The 15,384-nt window shown below is 72.2% G+C and carries 17 protein-coding genes; 5 read left to right on the forward strand and 12 right to left on the reverse strand.

Going from position 1 to position 15,384, the window contains the following annotated elements:
- Positions 1 to 112: 112 nt before the first annotated feature.
- Positions 113 to 520: a hypothetical protein gene (locus VF647_09380; GenBank protein ID HEX8452295.1), complete on the forward strand. Its 408-nt coding sequence runs from the start codon at positions 113 to 115 to the stop codon at positions 518 to 520.
- Between the two features lie 16 nt (positions 521 to 536).
- Here VF647_09380 and VF647_09385 read toward each other — a convergent pair whose 3' ends face one another.
- From VF647_09385 to VF647_09405, 5 genes are all read right to left on the reverse strand, one after another.
- A complete protein-coding gene (locus tag VF647_09385) occupies positions 537 to 1,286 on the reverse strand; it encodes a hypothetical protein (GenBank protein ID HEX8452296.1) in 750 nt (249 codons plus the stop codon).
- Positions 1,287 to 1,434: 148 nt separating this feature from the next.
- Positions 1,435 to 4,158 carry an ABC transporter permease gene (locus tag VF647_09390; GenBank protein HEX8452297.1) on the reverse strand — a complete coding sequence of 908 codons (2,724 nt, stop codon included), beginning with the start codon at positions 4,156 to 4,158 and terminating at the stop codon, positions 1,435 to 1,437.
- The gene (locus VF647_09395; GenBank protein ID HEX8452298.1) at positions 4,155 to 4,496 is read right to left on the reverse strand and encodes a PadR family transcriptional regulator; all 342 of its coding nucleotides are present in this window, start codon (positions 4,494 to 4,496) and stop codon (positions 4,155 to 4,157) included. The genes VF647_09390 and VF647_09395 overlap by 4 nt, the downstream gene beginning before the upstream one ends.
- A gap of 238 nt (positions 4,497 to 4,734) precedes the next feature.
- Positions 4,735 to 5,424, reverse strand: a complete 690-nt coding sequence (locus VF647_09400) for a hypothetical protein (protein HEX8452299.1) — start codon at positions 5,422 to 5,424, stop codon at positions 4,735 to 4,737.
- A 162-nt stretch (positions 5,425 to 5,586) separates the two neighbouring features.
- Entirely contained in the window at positions 5,587 to 5,895 is a 309-nt protein-coding gene (locus tag VF647_09405; GenBank protein ID HEX8452300.1) for a DUF4242 domain-containing protein, read from the reverse strand.
- 212 nt (positions 5,896 to 6,107) lie between these two features.
- Here VF647_09405 and VF647_09410 point away from each other — a divergent pair, with 212 nt between their 5' ends.
- Genes VF647_09410 through VF647_09420 form a run of 3 tightly spaced genes read left to right on the forward strand, consistent with a single transcriptional unit; the run spans position 6,108 to position 9,460 of the window.
- The gene (locus tag VF647_09410; GenBank protein ID HEX8452301.1) at positions 6,108 to 7,676 is read left to right on the forward strand and encodes an SEL1-like repeat protein; all 1,569 of its coding nucleotides are present in this window, start codon (positions 6,108 to 6,110) and stop codon (positions 7,674 to 7,676) included.
- Between the two features lie 13 nt (positions 7,677 to 7,689).
- The gene (locus tag VF647_09415; protein HEX8452302.1) at positions 7,690 to 8,289 is read left to right on the forward strand and encodes an ankyrin repeat domain-containing protein; all 600 of its coding nucleotides are present in this window, start codon (positions 7,690 to 7,692) and stop codon (positions 8,287 to 8,289) included.
- Positions 8,290 to 8,326: 37 nt separating this feature from the next.
- Positions 8,327 to 9,460, forward strand: coding sequence for a hypothetical protein (locus VF647_09420; protein ID HEX8452303.1), 1,134 nt, complete (start codon positions 8,327 to 8,329; stop codon positions 9,458 to 9,460).
- 8 nt (positions 9,461 to 9,468) lie between these two features.
- Here VF647_09420 and VF647_09425 read toward each other — a convergent pair whose 3' ends face one another.
- Positions 9,469 to 10,080, reverse strand: coding sequence for a methyltransferase domain-containing protein (locus tag VF647_09425; GenBank protein ID HEX8452304.1), 612 nt, complete (start codon positions 10,078 to 10,080; stop codon positions 9,469 to 9,471).
- Positions 10,081 to 10,188: 108 nt separating this feature from the next.
- Positions 10,189 to 10,929, reverse strand: coding sequence for a lysophospholipid acyltransferase family protein (locus VF647_09430; protein ID HEX8452305.1), 741 nt, complete (start codon positions 10,927 to 10,929; stop codon positions 10,189 to 10,191).
- 147 nt (positions 10,930 to 11,076) lie between these two features.
- On the opposite strand from VF647_09430, the gene VF647_09435 reads away from it, so the two are divergent.
- Complete coding sequence (locus tag VF647_09435; protein ID HEX8452306.1) at positions 11,077 to 11,451, forward strand: hypothetical protein; 375 nt, start codon at positions 11,077 to 11,079, stop codon at positions 11,449 to 11,451.
- 189 nt (positions 11,452 to 11,640) lie between these two features.
- Here the strand turns inward: VF647_09435 and VF647_09440 are convergent, their stop codons facing one another.
- The 5 genes from VF647_09440 to VF647_09460 form a co-directional block, all read right to left on the reverse strand.
- Positions 11,641 to 12,003, reverse strand: a complete 363-nt coding sequence (locus VF647_09440; protein HEX8452307.1) for a TraR/DksA C4-type zinc finger protein — start codon at positions 12,001 to 12,003, stop codon at positions 11,641 to 11,643.
- A 67-nt stretch (positions 12,004 to 12,070) separates the two neighbouring features.
- Entirely contained in the window at positions 12,071 to 12,421 is a 351-nt protein-coding gene (locus VF647_09445; protein ID HEX8452308.1) for an XdhC family protein, read from the reverse strand.
- Entirely contained in the window at positions 12,418 to 13,431 is a 1,014-nt protein-coding gene (locus VF647_09450) for a hypothetical protein (GenBank protein HEX8452309.1), read from the reverse strand. Before VF647_09450 ends, VF647_09445 begins: the two co-directional genes overlap by 4 nt.
- Positions 13,432 to 13,915: 484 nt before the next feature.
- A complete protein-coding gene (locus VF647_09455) occupies positions 13,916 to 14,746 on the reverse strand; it encodes an XdhC family protein (GenBank protein HEX8452310.1) in 831 nt (276 codons plus the stop codon).
- The gene (locus VF647_09460; GenBank protein HEX8452311.1) at positions 14,743 to 15,321 is read right to left on the reverse strand and encodes a nucleotidyltransferase family protein; all 579 of its coding nucleotides are present in this window, start codon (positions 15,319 to 15,321) and stop codon (positions 14,743 to 14,745) included. Before VF647_09460 ends, VF647_09455 begins: the two co-directional genes overlap by 4 nt.
- Positions 15,322 to 15,384 lie beyond the last annotated feature (63 nt).

Below are 15,384 nucleotides of genomic sequence, written 5' to 3' on the forward strand. Positions count from 1 at the left end.
GGATGGGCGGGTCGCGCTCCGGACGACGGTGCACTAGCCTTGCGCGCGCAGCCGCTCGAAGCAAGGGTTATCGCTGACGGCTGTCCCTTTTCTCACGCTTGTTGGAGGCCACGTGCCGCTCTCCCTCGCCCGGATCCGCACACACACGGCTGCACTGGCCCTCGGGGCCGCGCTCCTTGCGCCGGCGGGTGCACAGGCGCAGTGGCGCACCGCACCGTCCGCGGAATTCGGCGGCACGGCGCGGCATCCGTTCGAAGCTCGCCACACGCTTCCGCTCACGCCGACTGAGAGGGTCGCGCAGGCGGGTCCGCTCTACGGCACCAGCACCGATCTGCAGCTGGTCGCCTTCGGCGCCGCGCTCCTCTACGGCGGGTACCGGCTCAAGGAGGCGGATCACCCGTACCTGGGCGGAACGGTTGGATTCTTTGGCCTGCTCAGCTTCGTTTTCGGCTTCGTAGATCTGATCGATCCACACCGCTACCCCGCCCCGGCTCCGCGCGACACCGCACGAGCCCCCTGACGGGTCGCGCCACCGTTCAGGTCGTCCGTGCCGGATCGGGCCCGCTCCGACAGGAGGCATGGCGGACGATGCGTATCTCCATGCTGTTGGACGAATAGCCGAGCAGCGATCGGGTGCTCTGCTCGATCCAGTAGACGGATTCGGTACCGTTCTCGTCCACCGTCTCCAACCGCCACGCCTGGCAGCGCGCGCCGTCGCCCGCCTGCACCGACTCCGCGCGCGCCACGCGAACGGAGATCACCCCGTCGACTCCCGCCGGGGTCCACGTGGCCAGATCGTACGAGCGGCCCGCCTCCAGCGGCAGCGACGCGAGCACGAGGTCGATGGAGTTCCCGTAGAACAGTGGTTCGCTCAGCGTCTCGTCGATCGTGCGCTCCTCCCTTTCGGGCGGGGTGTGCGTCCCCTTCGCGCGTCCGGGCGGGAAGGCCAGGCGGCTGATTCCGTTCAACCCCCGGCTCTCCACGAAGAGCGGCGCCAGGCCCGGCCGGCGCACGGCGAACGAATCCACGCTGATCTCTCGCGCGCCGAACGACATCCGCTCCACGCGCAGCAGAGCCGTATCGCCGAGCGCGGCGGTGCGGATCACGAGCTCGATCGGGTCGGCCCCGTCCACTTTCATCGTAAAGGTGTCGGTGCGCGCGGCGATGCGCGATGCGTCGAGGAGCGGGCTTCCGGGGCGCACTTCCACTCCCGGCGGGTCCTGCGCGCACGCGGCGAGGGGGAAGAGCACGGATGCCGCGAGCGTGGCGGCCAGGATGAGGCGCATCAGGGTTTCTCGGGCTGGCGGGGATGGGGAGCGGAACGATGGCTGAATTCCGCTCCCCGGACAAGGCCGGGAACCGCAACTGCATGGCTCACACAGAGACACAGAGACACAGAGAGAACCGCGAAGGGCTTCTCTGTGGCTGTTCAGGTCACTCGATCCGCAGCGCCAGCACCGGGTCGATGGTGCTGGCGCGGTGGGCGGGGATCCAGACGGCGACCGACGCGACCACGAACACCAGCGCACCCACCGCGATGCCGAGCAGCGGCGAGCTGGACAGCGGCACGTTCAGCTTCGCGTCGATCAGGCGCGTGGCGAGCAGGCTGAGCGGCAGGCCCAGGAGGAGGCCGAGCGCGCTCAGGGCGAGCCCTTTAGCGAAGAACATCCGCACCACCTGGCGCCGCTGCGCACCGAGCGCCGTGCGGATGCCGATCTCGCGCGTGCGCTGGCCGACGGCGAACGACACGACCGCGTACAGACCGATTGCGGAGAGGAGGAGGGCGAGAACGCCGCCCACCGCCACGGCCCCGCCGGCCCGCATGACGGAGCGCCGCGCCTCTGCTTCGCGCTGCTCCAGCGTCTGGGCACGGTTGATGGACATCTGCGGCGCTTCGGCGGCGACGGCTTCGCGCATGGCGTTCAGCATGGGGAGCGCCGGGCCCGCCGTGCGCGCGACCACCCCCATGTTCATGGACGAATACGGCACGTACACGCGGACTTGGCCGTTGGCCTCGCTCGGGCCCGCGGCCGCTTCGTCCACCACGCCCACCACGACCATCGCGGCGGAGCCCGGGCGGTTCGGCTGGCCGATGACGAGGCGGCGGCCCAGCGGGTCGGCGCCGCCCCACAGCCGCCGTGCCAGGTCGCGGCCGATGATCGCACGATCGTACGACGGTGCGCGCGCCATGCCGTCCGCCGGGTGCGCGTACTCGGGGGCGTCGAAGTCGCGCCCGCGCACCACCGGAATTCCGAACGCGCCGAAGTAGCCCCGTGGCGCGGAGGTCAGGTGCGACTCCATGGCCTCGTAGTTGATGCCGGCGACGCGTTCGGCGGGGTGCACGGAGAGCGGGGCGAGGATGGTGCCCGCCTGCATCGGCATGGCGGCGACGACGCCGGGCATCGCGGCCACGCGCTCGACGGCCGCGGCGATGCGGGACTCGCGCTCCGCACCGGCCACCCTGCCCGACCACGCGTCGAGCTCGATCTCGGCGATCTGGCCGGCCACGCTGGACACCGCGCCGCGGCCAATGTCGGTGAGCATCGTGGCGACCACCGCGCCCAGCCCCACCAGCAGCGGCTGCGTGAGGGTGATCTGCGCCACGACGAGCGCCCGCTGCAGCCGCGATCGTGTCGCCGCGACGGACCACGACGAACTCTTGAGCACCTCGCCCACGGATACGCGCGTGGCGTGCAGCGCCGGCGAGAGGCCGAGCAGCACGCCGGTGACGAGGGCGACCGTGCACGTGGCGGCGGTCACGCGCCAGTCCACCACGAGCTGCACGCCCTCCAGCATCGCGCCGAGCACGCGGATCCCGCCCGCCGTCACCGCGAGCCCGACCGCCGCGGCGCCGAGAGCCAGCAGCACGCTCTCGGTGAGGAGCTGCCGGATCAGCCGCTTGCGGGGCGCACCCAGCGACAACCGCACGCCGATCTCCCGCCGCCGCGCGACGGCCATCCCTACCATGAGCGCGCTGACGTTGGTGCAGGTGATGAGCAGCACGAGCAACGCGAACCCGCCGGCCGCCACCCCCGACACGAGCAGGTCCGCGCGCTGGCTGATCCGGCCGTTGCTGGCGAGCATCGGCACGACGTCGGCGCCGGGCGTCTCGTTGCGCGCGAGCTCCGTCCCCGCGTCCTCGTTCCGCCGCGAGACGGGCGCGCGCCCCGCGATGCCGGCGACCACCGGCGTCGCGTCCCTGGCCGTGACTCCCGCGCGCAGCCGGGCGGCCGCGCCCAGGAACTGGCTGTCGCGGCTCATGAACGCGGCCGGCGTGCGCTTCTGGATCAGGGGATACGCGGCGAGCGGCATCCACATCGTCATCCCGCCGCCGCCGTCCGTGCCGGTGAAGCGCGGCGGCGCGACGCCCACGACCTCCACCGGAAAGCCGTTGACGCGAATCGTGCGGCCGATCACGCTGCGCTCGCCCCCGAATCGCTGCCGCCACATCGCGTGGCTGATCATCGCGGTCGGCGGCGACGTCATGCGCATCACGTCCCTCTCCGCGGGCGGCGCGGCGCCGAGTGCCGGGTGCACGCCCAGGATGCCGAAGTAGTTGGGCGTCGCGTAGATCAGCCGCACGGTGACGGCGTCCGCATCGCCGAGGTTCACGAGGGCGGACTCGCTGGCGTACGCCGCCACGCCGCCGAACAGCTCCGCGCGGCCCGCGTACTCCTGCACCTCCGGCCACGACAGCAGGCGCGGCTGCTCCCCCATCCCCTCCGCGCGCACGGTCCCGCGGATGCGCACCAGCGACGCGTCGCGCGCGATCCCCGGCGCGGGCATCGTGGCGATCGAGTTGAGAAAGGTGAAGAGCACCACGTTGGTGCCGATCCCCAGCGACAGCACGACGACGATGGTGAGGGTGGAGAGCGGCGTGCGGCGGTAGTGGCGGACGGCGTAGCGCAGGTCGGCGGCGAGGCCCTCGATCCAGGGAAGGCCGCGCTGCTCGCGCACGCTCTCCACTGCCTGCGTGAGCCCGCCCGACGCGATCAGCGCCCGCCGCCGCGCCTCGGCCGGGGTCATGCCGCGGCGGACGTTCTCGTCGGTCTCCATCTGTAGGTGCGCCTCCATCTCCGCGCGCAGGTCGTCATCGGCGCCCGTGTGGCCCCGGAAGACGGCGCTCACGCGCGCCAGCGCCCTGCGTATCGCTTTCATGCGGGCTCCCGCTTCAGTGCGAAAAAGGTTGCGATCAGCTCCGCCGTCCGCTGCCATTCGTGGAGCTCGCGCGCCAGCTCCTTGCGGCCCGCGGGCGTGAGCGAGTAGAACTTGGCGCGGCGATTGTTCTCCGACTGGCCCCACTCGGCCGTCACGAAGCCCTCCTGCTCCAGCTTCAGCAGGGCGGGGTAGAGCGTGCCGTAGTTCAGCTCCAGCTGGTGCCTGCTCGTCTCCTCGATCCGCCGCGCCACGCCGTAGCCGTGCAGCGGCCCCAGCACGTCGAGGGTCTTCAGGATCATGAGCGCGAGCGTCCCCGGCTGAACGTCGCGTTTTTCCATCCGTTCTCTCCTATGGGTTGCCCATACGTGAGGGGCGCGATTTCGGTTTCATCTCCCTATGGTTAGCCAATAGGATGATGGAAACGGCGGCCGAGCGCAAGCATCTCGAGGTCAGCGCGCGTCCTGAACGGCTTGCCTCACGCGGAGACGCGGAGACGCGGAAGAGAAAAGCGGAGAAAGCCCCACGCCGGGCCTGGCGTGGGGCTCCTTTTGATGCTCCGCGCGGATGAACCGGAGCTCAGCTTGTCGCGGGCGGGTCGCCGTCGATGATGGCGGCGGCGCGGGCGGCGATGAAGTCCATCTGCCGGCGGCGGGTGTCGGCCCAGCGGGGGAGGCGAAGGATGTTGGCGCCGAACGCCGCGACGCTCGATGCGGCGATGAAGACCGGCACGAACAGGTCCTGCGGCGCTCCGCCCAGGAACGCGGAGCCCAGCCCCAGCGCCCCCGTCACGAATCCGATGCCGGCGACGGCGTTCAGGGAGCGCGCGTCGCCCTTTACCGTGCCCAGCCGGAGCCGGTAGCCGTTCCCCGTCGGCTCCACGCAGGCGTGCAGGTTCCCGTTGGCCCACTCCCGCAGCCCGCCCTGCGATGCCACTCGTCCGCGCGCGCCGAACGTCGCCCTGAGCTCGCCCACGAGCTGCTCCCACTCCGCGTCCCGGGGCGCGCGCGGCAGCGGGACGACGCGGATCACCTCGATGGGCATCCCCAGCGACGTGCGTGCAGGCGCCTCCAGGGCACGCGTCTCGAGAGCCGCCGCCGCGCGGGCCACTTCCCCCGCGTCCAGCCCGGCCTCGCGCCCGATCTGCTGCAGCTCCGCCAGCGTCAGCCCCGGCGCGGCCGTCGGCTGCGGATTCGCCAGCTCCCGGCGCGCCGCCACCGCGAAAATCTCCCGGACTTCATCGTCGTCGTAGGTGCGCTGCGGTGCCATGGTTTTCTCTCGTGCGGCGGTTCGGCGTGACGGCTGCCTGTATGATATACGAAAAAGGCTTCGGCCGCCCGGGTGTACGAGGCCAGGGCCTCCGCGGGTTCACGGTGCGCGAAGGGGCGGCGCCCGATGAGCGCCGCCCCTTTCTCTCGCGGTCCAGCGCGTTCAGCCCGGCAGCGGAACGGCGGGTCGGGCGTTGGTTCCCTCCGCGGTCGTGGGGTCGATGACCTCGAGCACCTCCTGCACGGAGTCCGCGGGGAAGCCGCCCTGCCGCGCGTGCTCCCGGATCATCTCCTCGTTCGGCGCGATGTAGAGGCAGGTGATCTTGTCGCCGGTCACGTAGCTCTGCACCCACTGGATCTGCGGCCCGAGTCCCTGCAGCACGCCGCACGACTTCTGCGCGATCGCGGTGAGATCCTGCGTGGAGAGTTGGCCGGCGCCTGGAATGTTGCGCTCGATCAGGTATTTCGGCATGAGTCCATCGCTCCGGATGTGAGGGTTAGGGGAGCAGGCGGAGCCAGGATTATGCGCGCGCCGTGTCGGCAGAACAAGAGTGGTGTGCGCCGGAAGGTGCCGGGTCCTGCGACGAGTGTTTCCTGCGATCTTGCGGTGTTCCGCGCCGGGCGCGACTCTGTACGTGCTGGCCGTAGCTTCACGGCGCCGAACCTCTACCCGCCGATCCCGCCATGCCGCAACGCCTCCTCCTGAGCGCCCTGCTGGTGCTCGCCACGCTCTGCGCCGGGCCGGCGCGCGCGCAGCAGGACACCGCCGCGCTGGCCGCCGCCTGCGACCGCGGCACCGCGCAGTCGTGCTTCGACCTCGCCAAGCGGCTGCACAGTGGGACGCCACGCGACGCACCCCGTGCCGCCGCCCTGTACCGCCGCGCGTGCGAGCGGGGCAACCTGTGGGGATGCACCAACCTCGGGTCGATGCTGGAGAATGCCGAAGGGGTTGCGGCCGACAGCGCGCAGGCGCTCGCGCTCTACCGGCGGGCGTGCGAGGGCGGCGACTTCCTCGGCTGCGCCAACGCGGGCGGCGCCTTCGAGTACGGTGTGGGCACGGCGCGCGATGCACGGCAGGCGACCGGGTTCTACCGCCGGGCGTGCGAGGGAGGCGAGGCGCGCGGGTGCTACGGGATGGGCGACCTGCTCTGGCGGGGTGAGGGCGTCGCGCAGGACTCCGCGCAGGCGGTGGCGCACTACCGCCGCGCGTGCGAAGGGAACCACCTGCCCGGGTGCCGCAACCTCGGGGTGCTGTACGAGCATGGCAGCGGCGTGCCGCGCGATGTGGCGCAGGCGGTGGCCCTGTACCGCCGCGCCTGCGATGGAGACGAGCCGCACGCCTGCGTCTACCTCGGCTATCTGTACGAGCGCGGCGAGGGCGCTCCCGAGAACCCGGCAGGGGCGGTGGAGCTGTACCGGCGCGGCTGCGAGGGCGGCAGTCCCATGGGATGCAAGTACCTGGGCGACATGTACTGGAACGGCATCGGCGTGGCGGAGGACCACGCGGCGGCCACCCCGTACTTCCGCCGCTCCTGCGACGACCGCTACGCGGAAGGATGCAGGGCGCTCGGCGTATCGTACGAGAACGGCGCGGGCGTACCCAAGGACCTGCCGCGGGCGCTCGCGCTCTTCTCACAGGCGTGCGAGAGCGGCGATGCGGTCGCGTGCCGCTACCAGGGCGACTTCTACGCCGAGGGCACCGGCACCGCGCGCGACGAGCCGCGGGCCAGGGCGCTCTTTCGCAGGGCGTGCGAGGGTGGAGACCAGGAGGCGTGCCCCCTCGCCGCCGGAGCGGGCGCGGCCGCGGAGGGGAACACGGGCGCCGCGCCGCCCGCCGACTCCGTCCTGGCGATCTTTCGCGACCCCGAAGTCGCCGGCTACCGCCTGACCGCCGCGAGCATGGTGAAGTTCATGGCGGCGACGCGCGCCATCGAGGCGCTCTCCGCCGCCGACTCGTCGCTCCGCACCGTGCTGCAGCCCGCCTCCCCCTCCGGCGCCGGCCTCACGCTCGCGCAGATCGTCGCGAAGTTGAGCGGGACGCCGGCCATCCGGGCGGAGATCGCGCGCGTTGGGATGGAGACGCGGGAGTACGCCCTCTTCATGCTCGCCACGCTGCGCGCGATCCCCGGCGCGGTGATGGCGGAGGTGAACGGCGGCGAGACGCGGGTCGCCCCCGGCGTGGAAGCGGACAACGTGCGCTTCCTCCGTGAGCACCGGCAGGAGATGGAGTTCCTGGTGGGAGTCCGGCCCTAGCGCGCGCTAAGCGATGAGCGGCCAAGCGCAAGACGTGCTCATGTACGTGCCCGTCATCGCCGCCGGGCTCTACCTGCTGCGCCGGCTGTGGACGCTGGCGCGGCCGCGGAGGACGGGGGACGAGGTGGCGAAGAAGCGGGAGGCGGAGCTCTACGACGCCGTCCTGCGCCGCGACGTCACCTCCGCGGCCGAGGCGCTGATGAACGGCGCGTCGGCCAACCATGCCCGCGTGGACCGCTGGAACTACGGGGAGTCGAGCGAGCCGGTGCTCCACCTCGCGTGCAAGCAGCACGACCTGGAGATGGTGGAGCTCCTGATCTCGCACGGGGCCAACCCGGACGCGCAGTACGAGAAGCTCGCCAGCGGCTACTTCGAGTACGAACCGTGTCTGCACGCCGCGGCGAGGGGGCCGGTGCCGGATTACGACGCCGGCCTGGGCCGCGTGACGCCGCGGCACCTGGAGATCATGCGCATCCTGCTGGAGAACGGCGCGGACCCGAACGTCCCGTACCGCGACCGTGACGACGCGTACCGCGAGCTCAACCTTCTCGGCAGCGTGCAGGACAATCCGGAGCTGGTGGCGCTGCTGTTGAAGCACGGCGCCCGCGCGTGAGACACCCCCGATCCCAAGCCACCAAGCCCCGCGCCCCATGAGATACCTCTCGACCTCGTCCGGGCGCCTTCGCAAGACGTGGGGAATCCGCGTGGGAATGGTCGCCGCGGGCGCGGTGTGGCTGGCGCTGGTGTCGACGACGCTGCCGATCCAGCAGGGGGACACGGTGGGGCCGTACACGCTGGCGCGACGGTGGGCGCTGGCGGGGTGTCTGCTGGGGCTGGCGATCGGATGGATGGCACGGGGGCGGCGCCGCGTGCGCAACCTCCTCGCGCTGGCGACCGTGACGAGCGGGGTGTTCGCCGCCACGTTCGCGCCCGTCCAGACAGAGGCGCCGATGGAGAACTTCCTCGGCGGCGCATTCGTGGGGCTGACGATGTTCGCGCTTCCCATCCTGCTGGTGCTGTACGGACTGCGCGGTGGCATCGCGCGCAGCGCGGAGGGCGAGCCGGCTCCGCTCCCCGCCGCCGCGCCCGATCCACAGACACCCACACTTGCGGGGCTGCGCGAGGACGAGGAGCGGATCCGCGGCCGGCTGAGGGAGATCGCGGCGCAGCGCCAGCGCCTGGACGCGGCCGATGCGCTGCTCGCGCGTGAGCTGGACGCGGCCACGCGCGCGCCGATCCGCGCCCGGCTGGACCACGCGCGCGGCGTGCTCGGCGAGCAGGAAGCGAGGCACGAGGCCCGTCTCTGGTCCATCGCCCTGGTGCACTGGCAGCATCGCCTGGCGCCGCTGGCCGAAACGCGCGACACCGCCGGCACCGACCCCCGCGCGCGGCTGGACGCGCTCGCCGCCATCGAGCGCGACGGCAGGGCGCTGCTGGACCGCTGGCGCGCGAACGGGGACGCGGCGGCCACGCACGAGGGCGAGCGCTGCATCACCCACATGCGCGACCTGCTGGAGCGGTGCTCGGAGCTTCGCCAGCAGATCGCGGTGGAGCAGGCGATGCTCGCCCTGCGCGGCATCAGCCCCGACGAGGACGAGCGGCGCACCACCGCCCTCTCCACCGAGCCGCTGGAGAGCCTGCGCACGAGCCGGGGCCTCGCCGCCGAGCTGGCCGCGCTGGAGATGGAGCACGCGCGCCTCGCGGAAGACCACGACGAGGCCCGCGACGTGGAACGCTTCCTCCGCGAGCTGGAAGGCAAGGCGGGCGGGCGCCAGGATCGCTGAACGGCGCCTCAGCCCGGCTTCCGCAGCAGCGCCAGCGAAAAGAAACCGCCGAGCCCCGCCGTCTCCCGGTGCTCCACGACGAGGGACGTCTGCGCGACGAGGGGGCCGAGCTGGCGGGTGATGTCGGTGGCCACGATGCGCGCCACCCCGTTCGCGGCGCGGCGCAGCAGGGACGGCTGCGCGCCCTCGGGAACCCACTTGTCCAGCACGGTCGCGCGTCCGCCCGGGCGCAGCACGCGCTCCGCCTCGCGCAGCGCCGCCAGCGGATCGGGTACTACGGCGAGAATCAGGTGCAGGAGGACGGCATCGTACGACGCGTCGGGCAGATCCAGCGCCTGCGCGTCCATCACCCGCGCATCGGCGGGGCGGCCGAGGGCGGCGGCGCGGCGGCGGGTGCGCTCCACCATGACGGGCGTCAGGTCCGTCGCGGTCACGAGCACGCCGGGCGGAAGGTGATCCAGGTCCGCCCCGGTGCCGCACCCGTCCACCAGCACCCGCTCGCCCGCCCGCAGATCCAGCAGCGCCGCCGCCCGCCGCCGATGCGCATCCATCCGCACCACCGCGTCGTAGACGGGCGCGATCAGTGTGTAGCGGATGCGGTTCCAGGCCAGCGCATCCACGAGCTCAGCTCCTCACACACCGCCCCCTCTCTCGATAACGGCGAGGGCGCAGCCCTCTCCTGTTATCGGGAGAGGGGGCAGCGAGGAACGAGCGGGGGTGAGGGCCCCTCACGCCAGCTCCCTGAACAACCGCTCCCGCGCCTCGCCGATCATGGCGCGCACCCGGTCGCGCAGCGCGGGCACGTCCGCCAGCGTCAGCCCCGTCGTCTCCACCGGATCCAGGACGTGGGCGACGGCGCGGGCGCGGTTGATCAGCCAGGTGCCCTTGGGGATGGCGTCGCGCGTGCCCGCCACGGCGATGGGAAGGATGGGGCACCCCAGCTCCACGGCCAGTCGAAAGGCGCCGTCGCGAAAGGGCTGCATCTCGCCGGTAGCGGATCGCGTGCCCTCGGGCATGATCATCACGCTGACGCCCTTGGCCAGCCGGTCGCGGCACTCCTCCAGCGCCGATGCGCGGCTGCGCACGTCGCCACGCCGCACGGCGATGTCGCCGGCCATGCGCATCATCCATCCCATCATGGGGATCTTGAAGATGGCCTCCTTGGAAAGCCACTTCATCTCCCACGGCAGGTGCGAGATCAGGAAGATGTCCGCGAACGACTCGTGGTTCGCCACCGCCACGTAGGGGCGGCGCGGATCCTGGATGCGCACGCCGGTCGTGCGGAACTTCCACAGCGGATTGAGCGCCACCAGCGCCACCGCGGCACGCCGGAACCAGCGGCCCACCGTGTAGCGCCCCGGATCGCCCGGCACGGTGAAGACGTACACGATCCCCAGCAGCGGCACCCACAGGAGCACGATGACCGCGCTGCAGAGCCACACCCAGACCGAAGCAAGACGCTGGATCACGAAAACAGAGAGTCGAAGCGGGAGGTGACGGACCGCGGCCCGGGTCCGCACAGGACGGGCCAGGGCGTGCATACACCCCACCTGTGTCAGAGGTCGCCCGCCTCGCTCGTTCCCACGCCGTTCGTCCCGGATCACAGGAGCCCATCGATGCGCACCCGATTCTTCGCCGCTATGCTGATCGCGCTCGCCGCGTGCGGGGGCGAGGAGGCGCCGCACATTCCGCCCGAGCACGCGCGCGCCTTCGCCATCTGCCAGGGGACGATGCGCGAGCGGTACGAGGACTGGAGAAAGGTCCATCGCAAGGAGATGAGCCCCGCCGAGTTCGCGCGCCGCATACGCTTCGGCGAGCTGGGGAGCGAGGGGACGGCGGTGCGCGCGCTGGGCGGAGGCGTGTACGAGGTGCAGGGCTGGGCGGACCGCCCCAACGGTTCGCGCCAGCGAGAGGGCACCTTTCGCGGCCAGTTCACCTGCACGCTGCGTGAAAGCTGGACCCACGCGGCGCCGATGCAGGTGGTCGGCTGATGACGGGGCAGCGCGCCTACGCCGTCCTACACGCGCAGCCCGCCACGCGAAAAATCAAGCCACAGTGGACAGGCCTTCCTTCCGTGGCTTGCAGTTCCCTCTGTGTTATGCTGTTGCGGTTCGCGCGCAGGCACCGCGGCGGCCGTCGGGGGCCACCGCGGGATCGCGAAATCTGTGGAGCGGGATCGGTCAGGCCGCGCGCGCGCAGGTGGTGCAGGCGCGCGTCTCGGGGAACACCAGCAGGCGCTCGAAGGGGATGGGCCCACCGCACGCGTTGCACGCGCCGTAGGTGCCTTCCTCGATGCGGCGCAGCGCGTCCACCACGTGCGAGAGCTGCGCGCGCTCGCGCTCGGCCAGCGTCTTGGTGAGCCCCTGCGTCTGCAGCGCGTCGATGCGCGACAGGCGCCCCACCGTGTCCTGCTCCAGGTCGCGCGGGCGCGCGCTCTCGCCGCTGATCTTGAGGCTCCGCTCCAGCTTGGTGAGCGTGCGGAGGAGCTCCGTACGGATCGTATCCACCTGCTCCGGGCGGAGCGGGCTCTGCACTGCGGTCATGCGCGTCCTTCGCGTTTCGGGGGGATGAATCAGATACGGGAAACTAATGTAGCAGGGGCGGGTTTGGTCAAGGTGCGCCCGCCGGGTCCAGCCGCGCGGGGGCCACCCGCTCGATGAAGACGTCGAACACGCCGCCGCACACCGCGGGGCTCCACGAGAAGAGGTCCTCGGTGAGGTCGATGCGCAGGAGCCGCGGGGCGCCGGACTCCAGCACCTCGGCGGCGGCCTCGATCACCTGGGCCTCGCCGCACCCGCCGCCCACGGTGCCGGTAAGGCCGCGCTGGGGGTCCACGAGCATCTTGCTTCCCGCGCCGCGCGGCACGGAGCCGCGGCAGTGGACGATGGTCGCCAGCACCACCGCCCGCCCCGCGCGCGCCGCCTCTTCCGCCGCTTCGAACACCGCCAGGTCTTCGGTCATTCCGTCTGCGTGGGTGCGATGGCCAGCCGGTCCGCGATGTCGGCGATCGGCTCGGCGTCGCGCCAGGCCGCTTCCAGGATGGAGAGCTCGCCGGCCAGGGCGCGCCGCTCCTGCTCCTCGTGCAGCGCCATCTCCAGCGCCAGCGATGCGATGGGGTCGAGGCGCCGATCCTCTTTCCCCGGGCGTTTCCCCAGCGACGAGCCGCGGCGCGCCTTTTCGCGGATGTATTCCTCGGGGGAGCTGAGGGCGATGAGGCGCACCGCGTGCGTCAACTCCTCGCGCTTGCCCCCTTTTTCGTTCACCCCCACCAGCGTGCGTTCGAGCGCACGCCGCGCGTGCTGTCCGGTGAGCGCCAGCACTCGTCCGTCGGCGGGCGACGCGACGGCCCTGCGCTTCTTCGGTTTGACGTGGTCGGTTCCAGGAACGTGGAGGACGATGTCGCCCGAACCATCCTCGCCCAGCCACGCTCCATCGACGTGCCAGCGGCGGATGTCGCGCGGCATCCCGTCCGGCGAGGCTTCGGCGGGTACGCGGTGCACCACGCGCCTGCGCTGGTGCGCGTGCCAGGCGTTGATCCCCACGGACATCAGGCCCCCCATCCCCGCCCACGCGAGCCCGCCGAGGACTGCGACCGCCCCCACCGCCAGCGCACCGGACGCGATCAGGTACTTCTTCCGCCGCTGCTCCAGCGTGGCGCCGTATCGCCAGGCGGCCAGCTCGCCCTGGAGCGCGGCGCCCACGCGGATCAGCCGCGTGCCGTCGCGCAGCTTCGCCAGCCCCACGTTCTCCGACTGCACGCGGAGGCGGGTATCGCGAAACGTCCGCTCGGCGTCTTCGATGGCTTCCCAGCGCTCTTCGATGGGCGCCAGGTTCCACCGCGCGCACTTGCCGCACACGGCCCAGAGCCGCCCCTTCGCCGGGTCGAAGGCGAGCGTGCGGCCGATGGGGAACGCCTCCACCGCCTCGTTGGCGCCGAGGTCGGCCGAGCAGTAGATGCAGTGACGGTACATCGGGGTCCTTCGAGGGGTGGCCGGGCGAGTGAACTCGCTGCAACAACGGCACAAAGTCCGCCTTCGCGGACTCCACACAAAGGGCGGCGCGCAATCCCACGCTTTTGTCATCCTGAGAGAGCCGCCTCGCGAATGCCCACGTTGCACCCTACTCCGGCGGCGACCGAAGGATCTAGCCGGAGCCGGGCCGGGGACCGCATCGCACCCTGGGCCCCTCGGAACGCGCAGTAGATCCTTCGCTACGCGCCAGAGATCGGAGACGAGGCGAGTACCGAGTGGCGCGTCGCTCAGGATGACAAGATGAGGGAATGCCGCATTGATCGAGCCGGCTTCAGCCGGCTTCGCGTGGTTAAAGCCGGGGGATTCATCCCCCGGACCCGGCGCCCGCACCAAACCCAGCGCCCGGACCAAACCCCGCCGCCGCACACCCCCATCCATGCGTGCAACCTGCGAAGGCAGGTTTCCCGCGGTTGTTGCAGCGGTTTCAACCGCCGGCCCCTCCCTTCCCCACCCACCGCTCCGCCACCCGCTCCCGGTCCCGAAGCGGCACCCCCGTCCCCCCGCGGCGCACGAGGATCATCTCGGCGGCGATGGAGATGGCGATCTCCTCGGGGGTCTCGGCGTGGACGTCGAGGCCGATGGGGGCGTGGACGGCGGCGAGGCGCTCGTGCGGAATCCCCTCGCGGATGAGCTGCTCCAGCGCGGCGCGCACCCGGCGGCGGCTTCCCACCATCCCGACGTAGGCCGGCGCCTCGGGGCCCAGCAGGAGACCGCGCAGCGCCTCGAAGTCGTACTTGTGGCCGCGCGTCACCAGCACCAGGTGCGTGCCGGCATGGATGGGCACGCCGCGGAACGGGTCCGCGAAGTCGGCGCGCAGCACCTCGGCGGCCTCGGGAAAGCGCTCGCGGGTGGCGAACTCGGGCCGGTCGTCCAGCACCACCACGCGAAAGCCCAGCAGCGCACCCACCCTGCACAGCGGCCGCGCGATGTGCCCCGCGCCCACGATCACCAGCTCCGGACGCGGGCGGTGCGGCTCCAGGTAGACGGTGCAGCGCAGGCCTTCCGCCTCCAGCACCTGCGTCCCCGCGGGCGCAGAAGGGGGGATGCGCGAGCGCGCGGCCTCGACGGCGGCGGCGTCCAGCGCGGCGGAGCCCAGGGTGCCGGCGTGCTCGGCGGCCCACACCACCATCCGCTCCCCCGCGGCGGGGCCACCATCGGACGACTCCAGCACCACCACGCTCACCGCGGGCGGGCCCGCCGCCACGGCCTGGCGCGCGTGGTGGAGCGCGTCGGCCACCTCCAGCCTTCCGCTCACGCGCCCGTCCGCTCGCGCAGGCGGCGCAGGTCGTCCGGCGTGTCCACGTCGTGCGGGAGCGCGGCAACGGGAACCTCGACCCGGTCGTGCGCGTGGGCGTGGACGACGGTGCGGGCGCCGTCCGGCAGATCCGCATCGAGCAGCTCGGGCCACGAGGCGCGCGCGAACAGCACCGGGTGGCCGTGCTTCCCCTCCCGCGCGGGGACGACCACGGGCGCGCGGGTGGCGCGGAACGCATCCACCACCGCGCGCACGGCATCCGCCTCGGGGATGTCCACCGGGAGCACCGCCGCCGCCTCGGCCTCAACCGGGAGCGCGCGCAGGGCGACGCGAAGCGAGTCGAGCTGCTCCGAATCCGCGTCCGGGTTGAGCACGACGCGAGCGCCCAGCGCGGACGCGGCCTCGGCCACCCGCTCGTCGCCGGCCGCGGCGACCACCCACACTGGATCGCAGCCGCCGTCGCGCAGGGCGTGGACGGCGCGCTCCAGAAAGGTTGCCCCGCCCAGGAGGAGGAAGGGCTTGGGCTCCCCCATGCGCCGCGAGCGGCCCGCGGCGAGCACGATCCCGGCGATCATGGGCGGCAGGCGCGGCAAGACCGAAAGAAAGCCCGCCGGGGGGTTGGCCCCGGCGGGAATGGT

This window comes from Longimicrobium sp. (assembly GCA_036387335.1).
In the GTDB taxonomy this organism is placed as follows: Bacteria; Gemmatimonadota; Gemmatimonadetes; order Longimicrobiales; family Longimicrobiaceae; genus Longimicrobium.